The sequence below is a fragment of the Micromonospora sp. RTP1Z1 genome (assembly GCF_033804685.1).
Classification (GTDB): domain Bacteria; phylum Actinomycetota; class Actinomycetes; order Mycobacteriales; family Micromonosporaceae; genus Micromonospora.
Genome location: NZ_JAPFQV010000009.1, coordinates 44,139 through 65,076 on the forward strand (window position 1 = coordinate 44,139; position 20,938 = coordinate 65,076).

20 protein-coding genes are annotated in these 20,938 nt (G+C 71.0%); 18 read left to right on the forward strand and 2 right to left on the reverse strand.

The annotated features are described in order from the left end of the window. Positions 1-51: 51 nt before the first annotated feature. Positions 52-987 (reverse strand): hypothetical protein, encoded by a 936-nt coding sequence (locus tag SLP03_RS07090; protein ID WP_319459715.1) that lies wholly within the window; start codon positions 985-987, stop codon positions 52-54. Further along, positions 987-1,937, reverse strand: a complete 951-nt coding sequence (locus SLP03_RS07095; RefSeq protein WP_319459716.1) for a serine hydrolase — start codon at positions 1,935-1,937, stop codon at positions 987-989. Before SLP03_RS07095 ends, SLP03_RS07090 begins: the two co-directional genes overlap by 1 nt. A 367-nt stretch (positions 1,938-2,304) precedes the next feature. On the opposite strand from SLP03_RS07095, the gene paaA reads away from it, so the two are divergent. From paaA to nuoH, 18 genes are all read left to right on the forward strand, one after another. Beyond that, positions 2,305-3,372 carry a 1,2-phenylacetyl-CoA epoxidase subunit PaaA gene (paaA, locus tag SLP03_RS07100; RefSeq protein WP_319459717.1) on the forward strand — a complete coding sequence of 356 codons (1,068 nt, stop codon included), beginning with the start codon at positions 2,305-2,307 and terminating at the stop codon, positions 3,370-3,372. Then, a complete protein-coding gene (gene paaB / locus SLP03_RS07105) occupies positions 3,369-3,689 on the forward strand; it encodes a 1,2-phenylacetyl-CoA epoxidase subunit PaaB (protein ID WP_319459718.1) in 321 nt (106 codons plus the stop codon). The genes paaA and paaB overlap by 4 nt, the downstream gene beginning before the upstream one ends. After that, on the forward strand, positions 3,686-4,411 hold the full coding sequence (gene paaC / locus SLP03_RS07110; RefSeq protein WP_319459719.1) for a 1,2-phenylacetyl-CoA epoxidase subunit PaaC: 726 nt from the start codon (positions 3,686-3,688) through the stop codon (positions 4,409-4,411). The genes paaB and paaC overlap by 4 nt, the downstream gene beginning before the upstream one ends. Continuing rightward, positions 4,408-4,884 (forward strand): 1,2-phenylacetyl-CoA epoxidase subunit PaaD, encoded by a 477-nt coding sequence (paaD, locus tag SLP03_RS07115; protein WP_319459720.1) that lies wholly within the window; start codon positions 4,408-4,410, stop codon positions 4,882-4,884. Before paaC ends, paaD begins: the two co-directional genes overlap by 4 nt. Further along, complete coding sequence (gene paaE, locus SLP03_RS07120; RefSeq protein WP_319459721.1) at positions 4,881-6,002, forward strand: 1,2-phenylacetyl-CoA epoxidase subunit PaaE; 1,122 nt, start codon at positions 4,881-4,883, stop codon at positions 6,000-6,002. Before paaD ends, paaE begins: the two co-directional genes overlap by 4 nt. A 96-nt stretch (positions 6,003-6,098) precedes the next feature. Next, positions 6,099-7,289 carry a cyclic dehypoxanthinyl futalosine synthase gene (mqnC, locus tag SLP03_RS07125; RefSeq protein WP_319459722.1) on the forward strand — a complete coding sequence of 397 codons (1,191 nt, stop codon included), beginning with the start codon at positions 6,099-6,101 and terminating at the stop codon, positions 7,287-7,289. A gap of 291 nt (positions 7,290-7,580) precedes the next feature. Then, positions 7,581-8,813, forward strand: coding sequence for a hypothetical protein (locus SLP03_RS07130; protein ID WP_319459723.1), 1,233 nt, complete (start codon positions 7,581-7,583; stop codon positions 8,811-8,813). A 157-nt stretch (positions 8,814-8,970) separates the two neighbouring features. Further along, positions 8,971-9,681, forward strand: coding sequence for a demethylmenaquinone methyltransferase (locus SLP03_RS07135; protein ID WP_319459724.1), 711 nt, complete (start codon positions 8,971-8,973; stop codon positions 9,679-9,681). Between the two features lie 91 nt (positions 9,682-9,772). Further along, complete coding sequence (locus tag SLP03_RS07140; RefSeq protein WP_319459725.1) at positions 9,773-10,003, forward strand: hypothetical protein; 231 nt, start codon at positions 9,773-9,775, stop codon at positions 10,001-10,003. A gap of 134 nt (positions 10,004-10,137) precedes the next feature. Beyond that, complete coding sequence (locus tag SLP03_RS07145) at positions 10,138-11,415, forward strand: geranylgeranyl reductase family protein (protein ID WP_319459726.1); 1,278 nt, start codon at positions 10,138-10,140, stop codon at positions 11,413-11,415. Positions 11,416-11,600: 185 nt separating this feature from the next. Next, positions 11,601-11,966 (forward strand): NADH-quinone oxidoreductase subunit A, encoded by a 366-nt coding sequence (locus SLP03_RS07150; protein WP_319459727.1) that lies wholly within the window; start codon positions 11,601-11,603, stop codon positions 11,964-11,966. A gap of 14 nt (positions 11,967-11,980) precedes the next feature. Further along, on the forward strand, positions 11,981-12,658 hold the full coding sequence (locus tag SLP03_RS07155; RefSeq protein ID WP_319459728.1) for an NADH-quinone oxidoreductase subunit B family protein: 678 nt from the start codon (positions 11,981-11,983) through the stop codon (positions 12,656-12,658). Continuing rightward, complete coding sequence (locus tag SLP03_RS07160) at positions 12,655-13,392, forward strand: NADH-quinone oxidoreductase subunit C (RefSeq protein ID WP_319459729.1); 738 nt, start codon at positions 12,655-12,657, stop codon at positions 13,390-13,392. The genes SLP03_RS07155 and SLP03_RS07160 overlap by 4 nt, the downstream gene beginning before the upstream one ends. After that, a complete protein-coding gene (locus SLP03_RS07165) occupies positions 13,389-14,714 on the forward strand; it encodes an NADH-quinone oxidoreductase subunit D (RefSeq protein ID WP_319459730.1) in 1,326 nt (441 codons plus the stop codon). Before SLP03_RS07160 ends, SLP03_RS07165 begins: the two co-directional genes overlap by 4 nt. Continuing rightward, positions 14,711-15,784 carry an NADH-quinone oxidoreductase subunit NuoE gene (gene nuoE / locus SLP03_RS07170; protein WP_319459731.1) on the forward strand — a complete coding sequence of 358 codons (1,074 nt, stop codon included), beginning with the start codon at positions 14,711-14,713 and terminating at the stop codon, positions 15,782-15,784. Before SLP03_RS07165 ends, nuoE begins: the two co-directional genes overlap by 4 nt. Next, positions 15,781-17,097, forward strand: a complete 1,317-nt coding sequence (nuoF, locus tag SLP03_RS07175; RefSeq protein WP_319459732.1) for an NADH-quinone oxidoreductase subunit NuoF — start codon at positions 15,781-15,783, stop codon at positions 17,095-17,097. Before nuoE ends, nuoF begins: the two co-directional genes overlap by 4 nt. Beyond that, entirely contained in the window at positions 17,097-19,595 is a 2,499-nt protein-coding gene (locus SLP03_RS07180; RefSeq protein WP_319459733.1) for an NADH-quinone oxidoreductase subunit G, read from the forward strand. The genes nuoF and SLP03_RS07180 overlap by 1 nt, the downstream gene beginning before the upstream one ends. Further along, positions 19,592-20,938: an NADH-quinone oxidoreductase subunit NuoH gene (gene nuoH, locus SLP03_RS07185; RefSeq protein WP_319459734.1), complete on the forward strand. Its 1,347-nt coding sequence runs from the start codon at positions 19,592-19,594 to the stop codon at positions 20,936-20,938. Before SLP03_RS07180 ends, nuoH begins: the two co-directional genes overlap by 4 nt.

The window sequence follows — 20,938 nt, forward strand, 5'->3', positions numbered from 1 at the left end:
CGGCATCCCGGCTACCGGGACACCGCCACGTCGGCGAAGTGAAGAACTGGCTCAGGTGGCCGGGCGGAGCAGCGCCTCGGTGATCTTCCGGCAGTTCGTCATACCGTACTCGTAGCCCATGGTGATCGGGTAGCGGACCATCACGCCCATCGTCCAGGTGTCGCCGACGGCCAGGCAGTTGATGTGCATCTCCTGCTCGCGGGTCCGGTCGATCCAGCCGTTCTTGATGGCGATGGTCTTCTGCTCCGCGGCCGGGAACGCCTTGCGGATGCCGAAGTCGCCCGCACCCCGGACCAGCCGCATCTCGTTGAGCAGCCACTTGGTCCACTTCGGTCCGGCGGCGCGGCCGTCGGAGATGCAGAGCCCGAGCCGGGCGGTGTCCCGCGGCGACAGGTTCGTCCGGCTCCAGCCACCGTCGCTGGCCACCTTGCTGTCGGTGAGCTTGCAGGTCGAGATCAGCCGCTTGATCGAGGCGGCCCGGCCGACGCCGTTGTAGAACTGCTCGGCCCGGGTGTTGTCGCTGTCCCGAATGATCTTGGTGGCGTCGGCGAGCTTGGCGCCGCTCGGGGTCTGCCCGGCCTCGTTCGCCCGGCGCAGGTAGTCGGCGACGACCCAGGACTTGATCATCGAGGCGGTGGTGCTGGTCTCGCCCATGTTCTTCGAGCCGATGATCTGGCCGGTCCGCTTGTCCAGCACGCTCCAGGCGTACCAGCCCTTGATGTTGAGGTCGAGCTCCTGGGCCTGGAACGGCAGCGGCTGCAGGGAGGGCGACGGCGACGGGGCCGGCTGACGCCGGTTGCTGCGGTCGGTGGGCCCGGTGGTGGACCGGCCGGCCGGCCCGGCGGAGTGGGTGGCGGCGGCGGGGCGCAGCGGGGAGCCGGGGACCAGGCGGAGCGAGACCAGCACCAGGCCGACCAGGACGACGGCGACCGCGCTGAACATCAGGGGCCGGTGATGGTTGCCCGGACGGCGCCGGCTGCCGGCCATCAGAGCTTCCCGACCGGCTGCTGGGGCACCTTCAGGGCGGCGCCGGGCTGCGGGGTCACCAGCTGGGTGGCGACGCTGGCGCAGACCTTCGCGCCGTACTTCAGGCCGCTGCCGTCGGGGTAGCGCATCATCACCGCGAGGCTCCACTTGTCGGTGACGGCCAAGCAGTTGACGTGCCAGTTCCCGTCGTAGAGGAGCGACGTCCAGCCGTTCTTGATGCTCACCGGGCCCTGGGCCTTGATCTCGTCGGGCAGGCCGTCGACGATGCCCCACTTGCCACCGCCGGACTTGGCCTGCTGGACGTCGACGCTGCCGCGAACCTTGCTCATCTCGTCCAGCACGAGCTTGGTCCACTTCGGTCCGGCGGCCTTGCCGTCGGCGACGCAGTCGCCGAGCCGGGTCGCGTCCCGGGGAGACATCCGGGTGAAGCTCCACCAGCCGCTGTAGCCGGGGACGTTGCCCGGCTTGGTGTCGGTGAGCCCGCAGGTGCTGACCATCCGCTTGATCGAGGCCGCGCTACCGGCCGCCTTGTAGAGCGCGTTGGCGGCGATGTCGTTGCTGTCCCGGATCGCGGCGGTGATCTGCTTGCGCTTCTCGGCCGGGACGGGCTTGTCGCCGAGCTGCTCGAGGTAGTCCGAGGCAAACCAGATCTTGATCATCGACTCGGTCGAGTTGGTCGCGGTCATGTTGGGGGCACCGCTGATCTCCCCGGTCGTCCGGTCCATCAGCGCCCAGGAGAAGAACTGCCCCTTGAAGTTCACCGAGACCGGGCCGGCGGCCAGGGTCGGCGGGGGCGGCGTGGTGGGCGCGGGGGCGGGCACATTCTCCCCGCCGCCGATGCCGCCGATGCTGTCGCCGCCGGAGAGGCGGGCGTACGCGGCGGGCACCAGCATGACGCCACCGATGAGGACCGCCACGATGGCGAGCACCATGGCCACGCGAGGTCGCATGAGTGGATGAGCTCCAGATGTCTGGCCGGGGGGACCGGCATGTCCGAATGGGTTCGGCCTGATCGCCGAGGCCGGGGGAGTGGCCTTGAGCCGGTGGCGATCGTCAGCAGCCGATCGGTGTGCCGGGGGAAGTCTACTTCTGGACAGGCCGGACGCCAGAACCTGACGCCTCTCAACTCGCCGTGGAGACGGGGCAATCGGCCGCTATGCCGCGCTTGAGAGGATTCGTGTTCCGTGGGTGGTCGATGTCACAGGTTTACGCAGCTCAGCGGGGCTTACCCGAAGCGGTCAACCGGTGACGCAAGGTGCGTACGGATTTCTGTTACACCCTCTGGTGTCTTCCGCTGGAAGCTGTAACACTGGCCCCATGTATGGCAACGACTTCCCCGCCCCGGAGGACGCGCCCGGCGGTGGCCTGCTCGGCGAGGTGGAGGCGGCGGAGACGGCGCTGCGGGAGGCCGCCGCCCGGGCCCGGCGCGGCGGACCGGCCCCCGGCGAGGACCTCGAGGCGTACTTCACCGACGTGGTCGAGGCCGATCAGAAGATCGAACCGCGCGACTGGATGCCGGAGGCGTACCGGAAGACGCTGATCCGGCAGATCGCCCAGCACGCGCACTCCGAGATCATCGGGATGCAGCCCGAGGGGAACTGGATCAGCCGCGCCCCCTCGCTCAAGCGCAAGGCGATCCTGCTGGCCAAGGTGCAGGACGAGGCCGGCCACGGCCTCTACCTCTACGCCGCCGCGGAGACCCTCGGCATCAGCCGGGACGAGCTGGTCGAGCTGCTGCTGAATGGCAGGCAGAAGTACAGCTCGATCTTCAACTACCCGACGCTGACCTGGGCCGACGTGGGCGCGATCGGCTGGCTGGTGGACGGCGCGGCGATCGTCAACCAGGTCCCGCTCTGCCGCTGCTCCTACGGGCCGTACGCGCGGGCGATGATCCGGGTCTGCAAGGAGGAGTCCTTCCACCAGCGCCAGGGGTACGAGATCCTGCACGTGCTGGCGCACGGCACCCCCGGGCAGAAGGCGATGGCCCAGGACGCCGTGGACCGCTGGTGGTACCCATCGCTGGCGATGTTCGGCCCGCCGGACGGCGACTCCACCCACTCCGCCCAGTCCATGGCCTGGAAGATCAAGCGGTTCTCCAACGACGAGCTGCGCCAGCGCTTCGTGGACATGTGCGTGCAGCAGGCCGAGATCCTCGGCCTCACCATCCCCGACCCGGACCTGCGCTGGAACGACGAGCGGCAGGCGTACGACTACACCCAGCCCGACTACGACGAGCTGATGCAGGTGATCAAGGGCAACGGGCCGTGCAACCGGCAGCGGATGGACCACCGCCGGGCCGCCCACGACGACGGTGCCTGGGTACGCGAGGCCGCCACGGCGTACGCCGCCAAGCGGGCGGAGAACAGGGAGAAGGTGGCGGCGTGAGCGAGCGTAGCGAGCGAACCGGTCGGCTCAGCGCGGGGAATCCTTCGCCTCTGTGGGAGGTCTTCGTGCGGGCCCGCCGCGGGCTGTCGCACACCCACGTCGGCAGCCTGCACGCCCCCGACGCCGAGCTGGCCCTGCACAACGCGCGGGACCTCTACACCCGCCGCCAGGAGGGCGTCTCCATCTGGGTGGTGCCGGCCGGCGCGATCACCGCGTCCAGCCCGGACGAGAAGGATGCCTTCTTCGACCCGGCCGCCGACAAGGTCTACCGCCACCCCACCTTCTACGAGGTGCCGGACGGGGTGGCTCACCTGTGACCGGCCCCTTCGACTTCGCTCTCCGGCTCGGCGACGACGCGCTGATCGCGGCGCAGCGGCTCGGCGAGTGGGCCACCCGCGCGCCCGAGATGGAGGAGGACATCGCGCTGGCCAACATCGCCCTCGACCAGCTCGGCGCGGCCCGCCTGCTGCTGACGTACGCGGGTGAGCTGGAGGGCGCGGGACGGGACGAGGACGCGCTGGCGTACCTCCGCGACGACCGGGAGTTCCGCAACTGCCTTCTGGTCGAGCTGCCCAACGGCGACTTCGCGGTGACCATGGCGAAGCTGTTCTTCCTGTCCGCGTACCAGTTGCCGCTGTACACCGCGCTGGCCGGGTGCGCCGACGAGCGGCTGGCCGCGATCGGCGCCAAGGCGCGCAAGGAGTCGGCGTACCACCTGGATCACGCCTCGCTCTGGGTGCGGCGGCTCGGCGACGGCACCGAGGAGTCGCACCGCCGGATGCAGGCGGCGGTCGACCAGGTCTGGCCGTACACCCACGAGCTGTTCACGGGGGACCCGGCGGCGCCGGTCGACCAGGCCACCCTGCGGGCCGACTTCGACACCGTCGTCTCCGCCGTGCTCGACGAGGCGACGCTGACCAGGCCGGCGGACGGCTGGGCGCCGGCCGGTGGGCGGGACGGCGTGCACACCGAGCAGCTGTCGTACCTGCTCGCGGAGATGCAGGTGCTGCACCGGGCGCACCCGGGGGCGAAGTGGTGACTGACCCGAGGGCGGCCGCGGCGGCGGTGGTGGATCCGGAGATCCGGGTCATCACCATCGACGAGCTGGGCATCCTGCGGGCGGTCGAGGAGGATCCGGCCACCGGCCGGGTCGTCGTCACCATCACCCCCACCTACACCGGCTGCCCGGCGATGGACGTGATCCGCGCGGACGTCCGCCGGGCGCTCACCGCCGCCGGCCACCCGGACGTCGAGGTCCGGACGGTCTACAGCCCGGCCTGGAGCACCGACTGGATCTCCGACAGCGGCCGGGCGAAGCTCGCCGCCGCCGGCATCGCCCCGCCCGCGCCGGTCCGGACCGGCACCGTCGTGCCGCTGACCCTCGCCGTGCGCTGCCCGCGCTGCGGCTCCCCGGAGACCGAGCAGGTCAGCCGGTTCGGCTCCACCGCGTGCAAGGCGTTGTGGCGCTGCCGCTCCTGCTCCGAACCCTTCGACCACCTGAAGGCGCTGTGACTGTCACCATCACCCGACCGGTCCGTCGCCGGCCGGCCTTCCACCCGCTGCCCGTGGCCGCCGTCGACCGGCTCACCGACGACGCCGTGGCGATCACCTTCGCCGTGCCGGAGGCGCTGCGGGAGACCTTCGCGTTCTCCGCCGGCCAGCACCTGACCGTGCGGCGCCCGATCGGCTCCACGGGAGAGCACGGCGAGGACGTGCGGCGGTCGTACTCGATCTGCTCCATGCCGGACGACCTGGCGCGGCACGGCCGGCTGCGGATCGGGGTGCGGGAGATCCCCGGCGGCGCCTTCTCGGCCTACGCCTGCGGCGCGCTGCGGCACGGCGACACCGTCGAGGTGCTGCCCCCGCTCGGTCACTTCACCACCGCGTTCGCCCCGGACCGGGTCCGCCACTACGGCGCGGTGGTCGCCGGTTCCGGCATCACCCCGGTGCTCGCGCTGGTCGCGACCGCGCTGGCCGTCGAGCCGGCCAGCACCTTCACCCTGGTGTACGGCAACCGCACGGCGAACACGGTGATGTTCGCCGAGGAGCTGGCCGACCTGAAGGACCGCTACCCGACCCGGCTGCACCTGGTGCACGTGCTCTCCCGCGAGCAGGGCGAGTCGCCGCTGCTGTCGGGGCGGATCGACGCCGGCCGGCTGGGCCGGCTGCTCGACACCATCGTGCCGGGGGACGCCATCGAGGAGTGGTTCCTCTGCGGCCCGTACCAGATGGTGGTCGACGCGAAGGCGGTGCTGACGGCCCGCGGGCTGCCGGAGTCGGCGGTGCACACCGAGCTGTTCCACGTCGACGCGCCGCCGGAGCCGGTGCGCCGTCCCGGCGACGAGCCCGGCGCGGGCGCCGAGGTGACGATCGTGCTGGACGGCCGCTCGTCGGCCTTCACCATGGGCCGCGACGAGCGGGTGCTGGACGCGGCGCTGAAGGTCCGCGGCGAGCTGCCGTACGCCTGCAAGGGCGGGGTCTGCTCGACCTGCAAGGCGAAGATCGTCTCCGGTGCGGTCACCATGGCCCGCAACTACGCGCTGGAACCGGACGAGGTGGCCGCCGGGTACGTCCTCACCTGCCAGTCGAGTCCGGTGACCGACCAGTTGACGGTCGACTACGACGCGTGACATGTGAGCTCGGGATGGACTGAACCGTGCTGGGGCGATTGTCACCCGGAGCGGAGGGGCGTGTCGGCGCCCGGACGGGCGACGTAGGCTCGGGGCGTGACGGTGAGCCGGGAGATCGACGACATCCTGCAGCGCGGCGCGGACGGCGGGCGGATCACGCCCGAGGAGGCCCTGCTGCTCTACACCGAGGCGCCCTTCCACGCCCTCGGCGAGGCGGCGGACGCGGTGCGGCGTCGGCGCTACCCGGACGGCATCGTCACGTACCTGATCGACCGCAACATCAACTACACGAACGTCTGCGTGACGGCGTGCAAGTTCTGCGCGTTCTATCGGGCCCCCAAGCACAAGGAAGGGTGGACCCACCCGACCGAGGAGATCCTGCGCCGGTGCGGCGAGGCGGTCGAGCTGGGCGCCACCCAGGTCATGCTTCAGGGTGGCCACCACCCGGACTACGGCGTCGAGTACTACGAGGAGCTCTTCTCCTCGGTCAAGCAGGCCTATCCGCAGCTCGCCATCCACTCCATCGGGCCGAGCGAGATCCTGCACATGGCCAAGGTCTCCGGGGTCGGCCTGGACGAGGCCATCGCCCGGATCAAGGTGGCCGGGCTGGACTCGATCGCCGGGGCCGGCGCGGAGATGCTGCCGGACCGCCCGCGCAAGGCGATCGCCCCGCTGAAGGAGTCCGGGGCGCGCTGGCTCGAGGTGATGGAGCTGGCGCACCGGCAGGGCATCGAGTCCACCGCGACCATGATGATGGGCACCGGCGAGACCAACGCCGAGCGGATCGAGCACCTGCGGATGATCCGCGACGTGCAGGACCGCACCAAGGGCTTCCGCGCCTTCATCCCGTGGACGTACCAGCCGGAGAACAACCACCTCAAGGGCCGCACCCAGGCCACCACGCTGGAATACCTGCGGCTGGTCGCGGTGGCCCGGCTCTTCTTCGAGACGGTGCCGCACCTGCAGGCCTCCTGGCTGACCACCGGCAAGGACGCCGGCCAGCTCGCCCTGCACATGGGCGTGGACGACCTCGGCTCGATCATGCTGGAGGAGAACGTCATCTCCTCGGCGGGCGCCCGGCACCGCTCCAACCTGCACGAGCTGATCGGGATGATCCGTTCTGCCGGCCGGATCCCGGCGCAGCGTGACACCCTCTACCACCGTCTCGCCGTGCACCGGACGCCGGCCGACGACCCGAGCGACGACCGGGTGGTCTCGCACTTCTCCTCGATCGCCCTGCCGGGCGGCGGGGCCGGGAAGTCGCTGCCCCTCGTTGAGGTCAACTGACCCTTCCATCGACGTCCCGCGACGCCCCGCTGCCCGTCGGTGACCGTCCCGAGCTGAGGAGCGATCGGCCGAACGGTCAGTGTGTGGTTGCCGGAGGGGCTGTTCGTGCTGCCTCTTCAGCCGAGGGGTGCCCGGGGTTACGCGCAACAATAGTCATCAATCCGGACAATCCTTAAGTGACTCTTAGTCGTGCAGGTGGTGAAGCCTCGGCGCGCGGGGTGGCGGGGGTGATCGGGTACCGCTAACGTGCCCGCTCGTACCTTTCCTTCACCCCACGGGGGGCTCCTTCCCATGATCTTCCGTAACCGGCCGCTGGTGCGGCTCGGCGCCGCCGCGCTGCTCGCCTCCGGCGCGTTCACCGCGCTCGGCGCGCCGGCCCAGGCCGCAGGCACCGCGACGGACCTCTCGCTCGACGTGGTGGGCACCCGGGTCGCTGACAACGCCGCCTACAAGGTCGCCTTTGCCAAGGTGACCAACAAGGGCGAGAACACCCCGTCCGAGCTGACCGTCCGCGCCGAGTTCGCCAAGGTCGACTGGAGCAAGGTCGGCGTCATCCCCGCCGTCAACGGCGACGACTGCACCGCCGAGGGCGACGGCGACCAGCCGACGGCCATCACCTGCTCCGTCCCCCAGGCCGACCTGCCGGGCGCGGGCGAGACCCTCGACGTGCCGATCTTCCTGATCAAGCTGGTCGACTCGCTGGACGAGGCGTACAGCGCCCCGGTGAGCATCACTATCGCGTCCAAGGACGACACCAACGCGGGCAACAACACCAGGTCGACCACCGTCGAGTTCACCAAGCAGAGCGGCGCCGACCTCACCGTGCTGGCCGACGACGTGAAGAACGCCGTCACGGTCAAGAGCGGCAAGATCGAGCTCGCCGGTGACCTGCACGCCGGGGACACCGCGCGGCTCATCTACACGGTGTGGAACCAGGGCGACCTGCCGACCGCCGGACTCAAGGTCAAGGTCAAGCTGCCCAAGGGCGTGACCTTCGCCGAGCCGCTCGAGTCGGAGTGCGGCTACACCGCCGACCTGGCCGAGCTCCTCTGCACCTACGACAACCTTCCGTTCGTCCCGCAGGAGCAGGACACGAAGGACGGCGACAACGTCACCGCCGGTGGTCGCTTCTACCACATCCTGACGGTGGGCAAGGACGTCAAGGCGGGCGCCCTGAGCGGTGGCACCGTCGAGGTCGAGCCGATCCTGCCGAAGGAGGGCGTCGCCCCGCAGTCGACGAAGATCAAGACCATGCCGGCGAACATGACCCCGGTCCAGGGCGACGACCTCGACGCCAGCGACAACACCGACGGCTACGCTGTCGTCGTGGCCGCCCAGGGCGGCGCCGGCGGCGGGGACAGCAACGGCAACGGCGGCGGTGGCCTGCCGGTGACCGGCGCCAACGCCGGTCTGCTCGGCGGGGTCGGCGTGGCGGTGCTGGCCGCGGGTGGGGCGATGTTCCTGGTCGCCCGTCGGCGCCGGGTGGTCCTGGTGACCCCGGGCGACGAGAAGCCGACCGCCTGACGGTCGTCCTCCATCGGCCCGCGAGGGCCGTCCACATAACGCACGGCAGCAGGGGCGGGATGGGTCACCATCCCGCCCCTGCTGTCTCTCGGCGCCTCGGCGGGGACGACCGGCACCCGTCGACCGTCCGGCCGGGGTCGGCTGGCAGAGTGGAGGGGTGAGCCGTACCCCGCAGGGCCAGCGCGCCAGCCTGGACAAGCAGCCGCACGAGGTCGCCGCGATGTTCGACGGCGTGGCGGCCCGCTACGACCTGACCAACACGGTGCTCTCCTTCGGGCAGGACCGGTCCTGGCGGCGGGCCACCCGGGCCGCGCTCGGCCTGCGTTCCGGCGAGCGGGTGCTCGACGTGGGCGCGGGCACCGGCGTCTCGACCGAGGAACTGGCCCACTCCGGGGCGTACGCGGTGGGCGCGGACCTGTCGCTGGGCATGCTGCACGCCGGCAAGCGGACCCGTCCGCAGGTGCCGCTGCTGGCCGGGGACGCGCTCCGGCTGCCCTTCGCCGACGCCAGCTTCGACGCGGTGACCATCTCCTTCGCCCTGCGCAACGTCAACGACACCGATGCCGCGCTGCGCGAGCTGGCCCGGGTGACCAGGCCGGGCGGCCGGCTGGTGGTCTGCGAGTTCAGCACCCCGGTGAACCCGGCCTTCCGTACGGTCTACCTGTCGTACCTGATGCGGTCCCTGCCGGCGGTGGCGCGCGCGGTCTCCAGCAACCCCGACGCGTACGTCTATCTGGCCGAGTCGATCCGGGCCTGGCCCGACCAGGCGGCGCTGGGGGCGCGGATCGGCGCGGCCGGCTGGGGCCGGGTGGCCTGGCGCAACCTCACCGGCGGTGTGGTGGCGCTGCACCGCGCGATCCGCGACTGACCGCGGCGCGGTGCGCGAGACGGGGTATGGCGACAAGCGGCTATTTCGTGAATATCCGCCTTAGTCCCATTTCGCCCCGTATGCTCGCCGCATGACGGGACCAGACCAGGCGGCCGCGCCGACGGCCACCGACGACGACGCCGCGGAACTCATCGCGCAGCTCAAGGAGCTGGCTGGCGCCGATCCCGCCGACGTGCGTCAGGTGGTCGCCGAGGTGCTCGCCGCGCTCGACCGCGCCGCCGGGGGTGCGCTGCGGGACCACCTGCCCGAGACGATCCGGGTCGACGCCGGTCTGGGCGCCGCCGTCCGCACCCGTCCGTGACGTCGAAGTGGACCCCGACCGGCGGGTTTCCAGGAAGTTAGGTACCCCCCACCGGCTACGGGTGTAACGCCGGTCATAGACTCCAACCCGATCGGCTTGTGAAGCATTTCACGAGCATGCGGGAGGAGGCGCAGATGACCGCGGTGGAGAACGACGCCGACGTGATCGTCGTGGGCGCCGGTCCCGGAGGATCGGCAACCGCGTACCACCTGGCGCGGCACGGCGTACGCGTGCTGCTGCTGGAGAAGACCGAGTTCCCCCGGGAGAAGGTCTGCGGCGACGGGCTCACCCCGCGCGCCGTGCGGCAGCTCATCCGGATGGGCGTCGACACCTCGCCCGAGGCCGGTTGGCTGCACAACAAGGGCCTGCGGGTGATCGGCGGCGGGGTACGCCTCGAACTGGACTGGCCCGACCTGGCCAGCTTCCCCAACTACGGCCTGGTCCGCACCCGGCTCGACTTCGACGACCTGCTCGCCCAGCGTGCCGTCTCGGCCGGGGCGAAGCTGCAGACCAGCGTGAACGTCATCGGCCCGGTGCTCGACGCCGACGACCGGGTGATCGGCGTGCAGGCCGAGGTCGGCCCGGACAATGAGCCGGCCACCTTCCACGCGCCCCTGGTGGTCGCCGCGGACGGCGTCTCCGGCCGCTTCCCGCTCGCCCTCGGGCTCGCCAAGCGGGAGGACCGGCCGATCGGGGTCGCCGTCCGGCGCTACTACCGCTCGCCCGCCAAGCACGACGACAACTACCTGGAGTCGTGGCTGGAGCTGCGCAGCAAGGACAGCGGCGACAACCTGCTCCCCGGGTACGGCTGGATCTTCGGCCTCGGTGACGGGCGGGTCAACGTCGGCCTGGGCGTGCTGAACTCCTCCTCCGCCTTCGGCAAGACCAACTACCGGCGGCTGCTCACCGACTGGCTGGCCAACACCCCCGAGGACTGGGGGATGACCGACGAGGCCAATGCCGAGGGGCCGATCCTGGGCGCCGCCCTGCCGATGGGCTTCAACCGGGTTCCGCACTACACCCGCGGCGTGCTGCTGGTCGGTGACTCGGGCGGCATGGTCAACCCGTTCAACGGCGAGGGCATCGCGTACGCGATGGAGTCCGGTGAGCTGGCCGCCGAGGTCGCGGTGCAGGCGCTCGCCCGGCCGGCCGGCGCCGAGCGGGAGCGGGCGCTGATGGCGTACCCGCAGGAGCTCAAGGCCCGCCTCGGGGGCTATTACCGGCTCGGCGGCATCTTCGTCAAGCTGATCGGCCGTCCGGAGATCATGCGGATGGCCACCAAGCACGGCATGCCGCACCCGACGCTGATGCGCTTCGTGCTCAAGCTGCTGGCCAACCTGACCGACCCGCGCGGCGGCGACTCGATGGACCGGGTCATCAACGCGATGACGAAGGTCGCGCCCGCCGTGTGAGCGCGAGGAGTGAGCTTGCGAGCCCCGCAGTCGCGAGCGAAGACGGCACCGTCTGACAACGGTTCCCGGCCGGCGACGGCCGGGTCCCGACAAAGATCGACCCCCGCCGGCCGAGGTCGGGAGGGACGTGAATAGTGTGATTTTCGCCAACCACCGAGGCAGGGAAGGACGAGCAGGAGATAACGATGACGCTCTCGCCTTACGCACCGATCATCGGGCTGTTCGCCCTCGCCGCGGGGTTCTCGCTGTTCTCCGTGGCCGCCGCCCGCTTCGCCGGTCCCCGGCGCTTCAACAAGGCCAAGCTCGAAGCCTACGAGTGCGGCATCGAGCCGAGCCCCCAGCCGGTCGGCGGTGGCCGGTTCCCGGTCAAGTTCTACCTGACGGCGATGCTCTTCATCGTCTTCGACATCGAGATCATCTTCCTCTACCCCTGGGCGGTCTCCTTCGACGCCCTGCCGATCTTCGGCTTCGTGGAGATGGTCATGTTCATCGTCGCGGTCTTCGTCGCCTACGCCTACGTATGGCGGCGCGGCGGCCTGGACTGGGACTGAGAGAGGTACGGCAGATGGGTATCGAGGAGCAGCTTCCCGCTGGCATCCTGCTCACCTCCGTGGAGAAGCTGGTCAACTGGTCGCGAAAGTCGTCCGTCTGGGGCGCCACCTTCGGCCTGGCCTGCTGCGCCATCGAGATGATGGCGGCCGGTGGTCCGCACTACGACATGGGCCGCTGGGGCATGGAGGTCTTCCGTGCCTCGCCCCGCCAGGCGGACCTGATGATCGTCGCCGGCCGGGTGAGCCAGAAGATGGCCCCGGTGCTGCGCCAGATCTACGACCAGATGGCCGAGCCCCGCTGGGTGCTCTCCATGGGCGTCTGTGCCAGCAGCGGCGGCATGTTCAACAACTACGCGATCGTCCAGGGCGTCGACCACGTGGTGCCGGTCGACATGTACCTCCCGGGCTGCCCGCCCCGGCCGGAGATGCTCATCGACGCGATCCTCAAGCTCCGCGAGAAGATCATGCACGAGCCGCTGGGCGCGAACGGCCGCAAGATGCTGGAGGCCCGCAAGGAGCGCGGAGACGTGCCGGTGGTGCCCTACGGCTCGATGCCGTCGTCGTACCGCAACGACAAGGCCCGGCGTGCCGAGTGGACCAAGGCGGTCCGCGAGGGGCGCGAGGAGCAGCTGCGGATCGAGAACTGGATGAAGGCCCAGCACCACCTCCAGCCGCACGGAGGCATCAAGTGACCGCACCTGACGACAAGGCGAACGACGGCGGGGTGCCGGTACCGGTCGTGCCGGCCGGCGCCAGCACCGGCGCACCGGCCGAGTACCCGCCGGCCAGCCCGGCCGGGCGCGGCATGTTCGGCATGCACGGCACCGGCGACGTCTCCGGCTACGGCGGCCTGGTCCGCCAGCGCACGCCGATCGAGGAGGCGCCCCGACCGTACGGCGGCTACTTCGACGAGGTCCGCGACGCGCTGGAGGAGGCGTACCCCGCCTTCGGCGACGCGATCGAGAAGGTCGTCGTCGACCGCGGCGAGCTGACCCTGCACGTCCGCCCCGAGCGGATCGCCGAGGTCTGCCAGGTGATGCGGGACGATCTCGCGCTCCGCTTCGAACTCTGCTCCTCGGTGTCCGGCGTGGACTACCTGGGCGCGGACGAGCGGCGGCTGCACGTGGTCTACCAGCTCACCTCGCTGACCTACCGGCGCCGGGTCCGGCTGGAGGCCGCGGTCTCCGTCGAGGACCCGCACCTGCCGAGCGTCACCGCCGTCTACCCGACCGCCGACTGGCAGGAGCGGGAGGCGTACGACATGTTCGGCATCGTCTTCGACGGCCACCCCAACCTGACCCGGATCCTCATGCCGGACGACTGGGAGGGGCACCCACAGCGCAAGGACTACCCGCTCGGCGGCGTGCCCGTCGAGTACAAGGGTGCGGAAATCTCACCGCCGGACCGTAGGAGGTCCTACCAGTGACCACGTCGAACTACGCGACCGAGCGCGAGACCACCGAGGGCAGGGTCTTCACCGTCACCGGTGGTGACTGGGACCAGGTCGTCGCCGGCACCGACCCGATCAACGACGAGCGGATCGTCGTCAACATGGGTCCGCAGCACCCGTCCACGCACGGCGTGCTCCGGCTGATCCTGGAGCTGGAGGGCGAGACGGTCCGCGAGGTCCGCTCGGTCGTCGGCTACCTGCACACCGGCATCGAGAAGAACCTGGAATACCGCAACTGGGTCCAGGGCTCGACGTTCGTGACCCGGATGGACTACCTCGCCCCGCTGTTCAACGAGACGGCGTACGCGCTGGCGGTGGAGAAGCTGCTCGGCATCACCGACGAGGTGACCGAGCGGGCCACCACCATCCGGGTGCTGATGATGGAGCTGAACCGGATCTCCTCACACCTGGTCTGGCTGGCCACCACCGGCATGGAGCTGGGCGCGATCTCGATCATGCTGTACGGCTTCCGCGAGCGGGAGTACATCCTCGACATCTTCGAGAACATCACCGGCCTGCGGATGAACCACGCGTACATCCGGCCGGGCGGTGTGGCGCAGGACGTGCCGGACGAGGCGATCGTCAAGATCCGCAACTTCCTCACGATGATGCCGAAGAAGCTCAAGGAGTACGAGGATCTCCTCTCCGGTCAGCCGATCTGGACCCAGCGGACCAAGGGCGTCGCCGTACTGGACGTGACGGGCTGCCTGGCGCTCGGCGTCACCGGGCCGGTGCTCCGCTCCGCCGGTCTCGCCTGGGACCTGCGCAAGACCATGCCGTACTGCGGCTATGAGACGTACGAGTTCGACGTGCCGACCCACCCGGACGGCGACGTCTGGGGCCGCTACCAGGTGCGGCTCGCCGAGATCCGGGAGTCGCTGAAGCTGGTCGAGCAGGCGCTCGATCGGTTGAAGCCGGGCCCGGTGATGGTCGCCGACCGCAAGATCGCCTGGCCGGCGCAGCTCGCCATCGGCGTCGACGGCATGGGCAACTCGCTGGAGCACGTCGCCAAGATCATGGGTCAGTCGATGGAGTCGCTGATCCACCACTTCAAGCTCGTCACCGAGGGCTTCCGGGTCCCGGCGGGCCAGGTGTACGTCGGCATCGAATCGCCCCGCGGCGAGCTGGGCGTGCACGCGGTCTCCGACGGCGGCACCCGGCCCTACCGGGTGCACTACCGGGAGCCGAGCTTCGTCAACCTCCAGGCCCTCCCGGCGATGGCCGAGGGCGGCCTGATCGCCGACGTGATCGCCGGTGGCGCCTCGCTGGACCCCGTGATGGGTGGTTGTGACCGATGACTGTCTTTACCGAAGAGACGCGCGAGCGGGCGCGGGAGATCATCTCCCGATACCCGGCGGACCGGTCCCGTTCGGCGCTGCTGCCGCTGCTGCACCTGGTGCAGTCCGAGGAGGGGTACGTCTCCCCGGCCGGCGTCGCGTTCTGCGCCGAGGTGCTCGGGCTGAACAAGGCCCAGGTCGGGGCGGTGGCGACCTTCTACACCATGTACAAGCGCAAGCCGACCGGCGACTATCTGGTCAGCGTCTGCACCAACACGATGTGCAACGTGCTGGGCGGCCAGGAGGTCTACGACAACCTCGCCCAGCACCTCGGCGTCGGGCACGACGAGACCACCGCCGACGGGAAGATCACCCTGGAGCACGCCGAGTGCCTGGCGGCCTGCGACTACGGCCCGGTGATGACCGTCAACTACGACTTCTTCGACGGCGTCGACCCGCAGGGCGCGCTCGGCGTGGTCGAGGAGATCCGCGCCGGCGGCCGGCCGATGCCGACCCGGGGCGCCCGGCTCTGCACGCTCAAGGAGATGGCGGTGCAGCTCGCCGGCTTCGCCGACGACCGCGACGGCGCGGTCGCCGACGGCGGCCCGGGCGAGCCCACCCTGCGCGGCCTGCGGCTGGCCGAGCAGCACGGCATCGCGGTGCCGGGCTTCGACCCGAACACCCCGATCCGGAGCAAGGCCGAGGCCGACAAGGCCGCGGCGCAGGCGAAGGCCGAGCCCGCCAAGGCCGAGCCGGCGAAGCCGGAGCAGGCCACCGGCAGCACCGCACCCGACGTGAAGGCACCGGACGACAAGTCGCCGCAGGTGCGTACCGCCGAGACCCGGCAGCCGGACGCGCGGACCGCCGTGCCGGACGCCCCTGGCACCAAGGTCCCGGCGGACACCACCGCGCCGGCACCGCGCGACGCGGAGGCGGCGCAGGCCGCCGGCGTGGTGGCCAACCCGCCGGCCGGCGACGGCAAGCCCGCCGGTGACGAGGCCGGTGCGCAGGAGCGCAACCTCAAGGAAGCATCGGCGGGCGCCAATGGCGCGAGCCCGGCCGTCGCGAGCGAAACGGGGGGCCAGAAGTGACCACTCCTCGGCCGGAGACGCTGGCCAAGCTGACGCCGGTGCTGACCAAGCGCTGGCTGTCGCCGGACGCCTGGCGGATCGGCACCTACGAGAAGCTGGACGGCTACGCCGCCCTGCGCAAGGCGCTCAAGGCCCACCCGGACGACCTGATCCAGCTGATCAAGGACTCCGGGCTGCGCGGCCGCGGCGGGGCCGGCTTCCCCGCCGGTCTCAAGTGGGGATTCATCCCGCAGGGCGACGGCAAGCCGCACTACCTGGTGGTCAACGCCGACGAGGGCGAGCCGGGCACCTGCAAGGACCTGCCGCTGATGACCCACGACCCGCACGCGTTGGTCGAGGGCGTGATCATCGCGGCGTACGCGATCCGGGCCCACCGCGCCTACATCTACATCCGGGGCGAGGCCGTGCACGCCGCCCGCCGGCTGCGCAACGCGGTGGCCGAGGCCCAGGCCAAGGGCTACCTCGGCCGGAACATCCTCGGCTCCGGGTTCGACCTGGAGCTGGTGGTGCACTCCGGCGCCGGGGCGTACATCTGCGGCGAGGAGACCGCGCTGCTGGACTCGCTGGAGGGCTTCCGGGGCCAGCCCCGGCTGCGCCCGCCGTTCCCGGCGACCCACGGCCTGTACGCCAGCCCGACGGTGGTCAACAACGTCGGCACCATCGCCAGCGTGCCGTACATCGTGCTGGGCGGGGCGGACTGGTGGAAGACCATGGGGACGGAGAAGTCCTCCGGCCCGATGATCTACTCGCTGTCCGGCCGGATCGCCAACCCCGGCCAGTACGAGTGCTCGATGGGCATCACGCTGCGTGAGCTGATCGAGCTGGCGGGCGGGATGCAGCCCGGGCACGAGCTGAAGTTCTGGACCCCGGGCGGGTCGTCGACCCCGCTGCTCGCCGCCGAGCACCTGGACGTGCCGCTGGACTTCGAGGGGGTGGCGGCGGCCGGCTCGATCCTGGGCACCACGGCCACCCAGATCTTCTCCGACCAGGACTGCCCGGTCTACGCGACCTACCGGTGGCTGGAGTTCTACCACCACGAGTCGTGCGGCAAGTGCACCCCGTGCCGGGAGGGCAACTACTGGATGGTCCGGGTCTACCGGCGGATCCTCGCCGGCCAGGGCACCCACGAGGACCTGGACACCCTGCTCGACACCTGCGACAACATTCTCGGCCGCTCGTTCTGCGGTCTGGGTGACGGTGCGACCAGCTCGGTGACCTCGTCGCTGAAGTACTTCAAGCAGGACTACCTCGACTACATCGAGGGACGTACCGCGCCGAAGCTGTCGGACAAGCAGCTGGTGGGAGCCCACTAATGACCGACGTAGCCAAGCAGACCGAGACCGTCACCCTCACCATCGACGGCGTCGAGGTCACCGCCCCCAAGGGAGCGCTGCTGATCCGGGTCGCCGAGCAGCTCGGCACCGAGATCCCGCGCTTCTGCGACCACCCGCTGCTGGCCCCGGCCGGCGCCTGCCGGCAGTGCCTGGTGGAGGTGGAGGGCCAGCGCAAGCCGGTCGCCTCCTGCACGCAGACCGTCGCCGACGGCATGGTGGTCCGCACTCAGCTCACCTCCCCGGTCGCCAAGAAGGCGCAGGAGGGGGTGATGGAGCTGCTGCTCCTCAACCACCCCCTCGACTGCCCGATGTGTGACAAGGGCGGCGAGTGCCCGCTGCAGAACCAGGCGATGTCCACCGGCCGGACCGACTCGCGCTTCCACGAGCACAAGCGGGAGTACGAGAAGCCGATGGCGATCAGCACCCAGGTGCTGCTCGACCGCGAGCGCTGCGTGCTCTGCCAGCGCTGCACCCGGTTCTCCGAGGAGATCGCCGGCGACAAGTTCATCGACCTGATGGGCCGGTCGTCCGCCGAGGAGATCAACATCTACCGGGACGACGCGTACGGCGCGGAGCCCGGGGATGGCAGCGGTGACGTGCCGTTCAACTCGTACTTCTCCGGCAACACCGTGCAGATCTGCCCGGTGGGCGCGCTGACCGGGTCGCAGTACCGGTTCCGGGCCCGCCCGTTCGACCTGGTCTCCACCCCCAGCGTCTGCGAGCACTGCTCGGCCGGATGCGCCCAGCGCACCGACTGGCGGCGCGGCAAGGTGCTCCGCCGGCTGGCCGGCGACGACCCGGCGGTGAACGAGGAGTGGAACTGCGACAAGGGTCGGTGGGGCTTCCAGTACACCCGCGCCTTCGACCGGCTCACCACCCCGATGGTCCGCGACGAGCGATCCGGTGACCTGCGTGAGGCCTCCTGGAGCGAGGCGCTGACCCGCGCCGCCGAGGGGCTGCGCGCCGCCCGGGACGGCGGCCGGGGCACGGCGGTGCTCACCGGCGGCCGGCTGACCGTCGAGGACGCCTACGCGTACGCGAAGTTCGCCCGGGTCGCGCTGAACACCAACGACATCGACTTCCGGGCCCGGCCGGTCTCCCGCGAGGAGGCCGACTTCCTGGCCAGCACCGTCGCCGGGTTCACCGACGTCACCTACGCGGACGTGGAGAACGCGCCCGCGGTGGTGCTGGTCGGCCTGGAGCCGGAGGAGGAGTGCCCGATCCTCTTCCTGCGGCTGCACAAGGCGTACCTGAAGAAGAAGCTCACGGTGTACGCGATCGCGCCGTTCGCGACCCGCGGCCTGGAGAAGCTCGGGGCAAAGCTGGCCCGGGTGGTGCCGGGCGAGGAGGCCAGCGTGCTGGCCGAGCACGCCACGGTCGCCGAGGCGCTGAGCACGCCGGGCGCGATCCTGATCGTCGGCGAGCGACTGGGCGCCGTGCCGGGCGGGCTCTCCGCTGCGGCGAGCGTCGCCCGGCGTACCGGGGCCAAGCTGGCCTGGGTGCCGCGGCGCGCGGGTGACCGCGGCGCGGTCGACGCTGGCTGCCTGCCCAACCTGCTCCCCGGTGGCCGCCTGGTCACCGAGCCGGCCGCCCGGGCCGAGCTCGGCGAGGCCTGGGACATCGCGGCCGGGGTGATCCCGAGCCAGGCCGGCCGGGACACCGACGGCATCCTCGCCGCCGCCGCGAACGCGCAGCTCGGCGCGCTCGTGGTGGCCGGGGTCGATCCGGCCGACCTGGCCGACCCGCGGCTGGCCGAGCAGGCCCTCGACGCGGTGCCGTTCCTGGTCAGCCTTGAGCTGCGGAACAGCGCGGTGGCCCGCCGGGCGGACGTGGTCTTCCCGGTCGCCCCGGTGGTCGAGAAGGCCGGCAGCTTCCTGGACTGGGAGGGCCGGTTGCGCACCTTCGAGGCGGTCCTGGAGACCGCCGCGATGACCGACGGCCGGGTGCTCGACGCGCTCGCCGCCCAGCTCGACGTCCGGCTCGGCACCGGCGACGTGATGAGCGTCCGCCGGGAGCTGGGCGCGCTGCCGCCGACCCGGATGGGCCGCCCGGCCGCGCCGTCCGTCGAGCCGGCCGCGGTGCCGCAGCCCGGCGCCGGCGAGGCCGTGCTGGCCACCTGGCACCAGCTGGTCGACCTGGGCAGCCTGACCGACGGGGACGAGGACCTCGCCGGCACCGCCCGCCCGCCGGTGGTCCGGCTGGGCAAGGGCACCGCGGAGGCGATCGGCGTCGCCGACGGTGACCCGGTGACGGTGGGCACCGACCGCGGGGCGGTCACCCTGCCGGCGGCGATCACCGAGATGCCGGACGGTGTCGTCTGGCTGCCGACCAACTCACCCGGCTCGACCGTGCGGCGCAGCCTCGGCGCGACGTCCGGCGCGGTCGTACGACTCAGCGCGCCCGCCGCGGCCGGTCCGGTCGCCGCGGATGCGGCCGGTCGCCCGGGCCCGCTCCTCAACGCTGGGGGTGTTCAGTGACTGTCCTCGCGCAGGACCCGACGCTGGCTGACTTCGGGCACGACCCGTGGTGGCTGGTCCTCGGCAAGATCGTCTTTGCCTTCGTCTTCGCTCTGCTCGCCACGCTGCTCGGCGTCTGGTTCGAGCGGCGCGTCGTCGGGTTCATGCAGGTGCGGCCCGGCCCCAACCAGGTCGGCCCGTTCGGCCTGCTGCAGACCCTCGCCGACGGCCTGAAGATGGCCTTCAAGGAGGACATCCTCCCGCGGACCGCCGACAAGGTCGTCTTCTTCTTCGCGCCGACCATCTCGGTGATCTGCGCGGTGACCGCGCTGTCGGTGGTGCCGTTCGGCCCGATGGTGAGCATCTTCGGCCACCACACGCCGCTCCAGGTCACCGACGTGCCGGTGGCGGTGCTGGTGCTGCTGGCCTGCTCCTCGATGGGCATCTACGGCATCGTGCTCGGCGGCTGGGCCTCCGGCTCGACGTACCCGCTGCTCGGCGGCCTCCGGTCCAGCGCCCAGATGATCTCGTACGAGGTCGCGATGGGGCTGAGCATCGTGGCGGTGTTCATGACCGCCGGCACGATGTCCACCAGCGGGATTGTCGCCGCCCAGGGGGACGCCACCCGGCTGACCATCGCCGGCACTGAGATCCCGGCCCCCGGCTGGTACGCGATCCTGCTGCTGCCGAGCTTCATCATCTTCTTCATCGCCACCGTCGGTGAGACCAACCGGGCACCGTTCGACCTGCCCGAGGCGGAGTCGGAGCTGGTCGCGGGCTTCATGACCGAGTACAGCTCGCTGAAGTTCGCACTCTTCATGCTCTCCGAGTACGTCTCGATGGTGACCATGTCCGCGGTCACCACCACGCTCTTCCTCGGCGGCTGGCGGGCCCCCTGGCCGATCACCCTGTGGTCGGGTGCCAACTCGGGTTGGTGGCCGATGCTCTGGTTCTTCGGCAAGGTGCTGATCCTGGTCTTCGTCTTCGTCTGGCTGCGGGGCACGCTTCCCCGGCTGCGCTACGACCAGTTCATGCGCTTCGGCTGGAAGGTCCTGCTCCCGATCAACCTGGTCTGGATCCTGGTCCTGTCCGGGCTGCGCTCGATCGAGAACTGGCAGACCCGGGACCGGCTGCTCGCCACCGCCATCGGCGCGGGCATGCTGCTGCTGGCCACGCTCCTCTGGCCGAGCCGCAAGAGGGAGCCGAAGCCGACGCTCCAGGAACAGGCCAACAGCCGTCCGCACGGCAGCTTCCCGCTGCCCCCGATGGATCTGCAGGTACCACCGAGCCCGCGCACCAAGCGCGTGGTCGCCGAGCGGGAGCCGGCCAACATCGCTGCCGGCTCGGACTCCAGGGAGGTGTGA

Excerpts from the sequence above, each read along its gene's own strand:
- SLP03_RS07180 (WP_319459733.1), top strand. The coding sequence starts at position 17,097 with ATGACCGACGTAGCCAAGCAGACCGAGACCGTCACCCTCACCATCGAC.
- SLP03_RS07130 (WP_319459723.1), top strand. The coding sequence starts at position 7,581 with ATGATCTTCCGTAACCGGCCGCTGGTGCGGCTCGGCGCCGCCGCGCTG.
- SLP03_RS07140 (WP_319459725.1), top strand. The coding sequence starts at position 9,773 with ATGACGGGACCAGACCAGGCGGCCGCGCCGACGGCCACCGACGACGAC.
- SLP03_RS07155 (WP_319459728.1), top strand. The coding sequence starts at position 11,981 with ATGGGTATCGAGGAGCAGCTTCCCGCTGGCATCCTGCTCACCTCCGTG.
- SLP03_RS07145 (WP_319459726.1), top strand. The coding sequence starts at position 10,138 with ATGACCGCGGTGGAGAACGACGCCGACGTGATCGTCGTGGGCGCCGGT.
- SLP03_RS07095 (WP_319459716.1), bottom strand. The coding sequence starts at position 1,937 with ATGCGACCTCGCGTGGCCATGGTGCTCGCCATCGTGGCGGTCCTCATC.
- SLP03_RS07090 (WP_319459715.1), bottom strand. The coding sequence starts at position 987 with ATGGCCGGCAGCCGGCGCCGTCCGGGCAACCATCACCGGCCCCTGATG.
- paaA (WP_319459717.1), top strand. The coding sequence starts at position 2,305 with ATGTATGGCAACGACTTCCCCGCCCCGGAGGACGCGCCCGGCGGTGGC.
- SLP03_RS07150 (WP_319459727.1), top strand. The coding sequence starts at position 11,601 with ATGACGCTCTCGCCTTACGCACCGATCATCGGGCTGTTCGCCCTCGCC.
- nuoE (WP_319459731.1), top strand. The coding sequence starts at position 14,711 with ATGACTGTCTTTACCGAAGAGACGCGCGAGCGGGCGCGGGAGATCATC.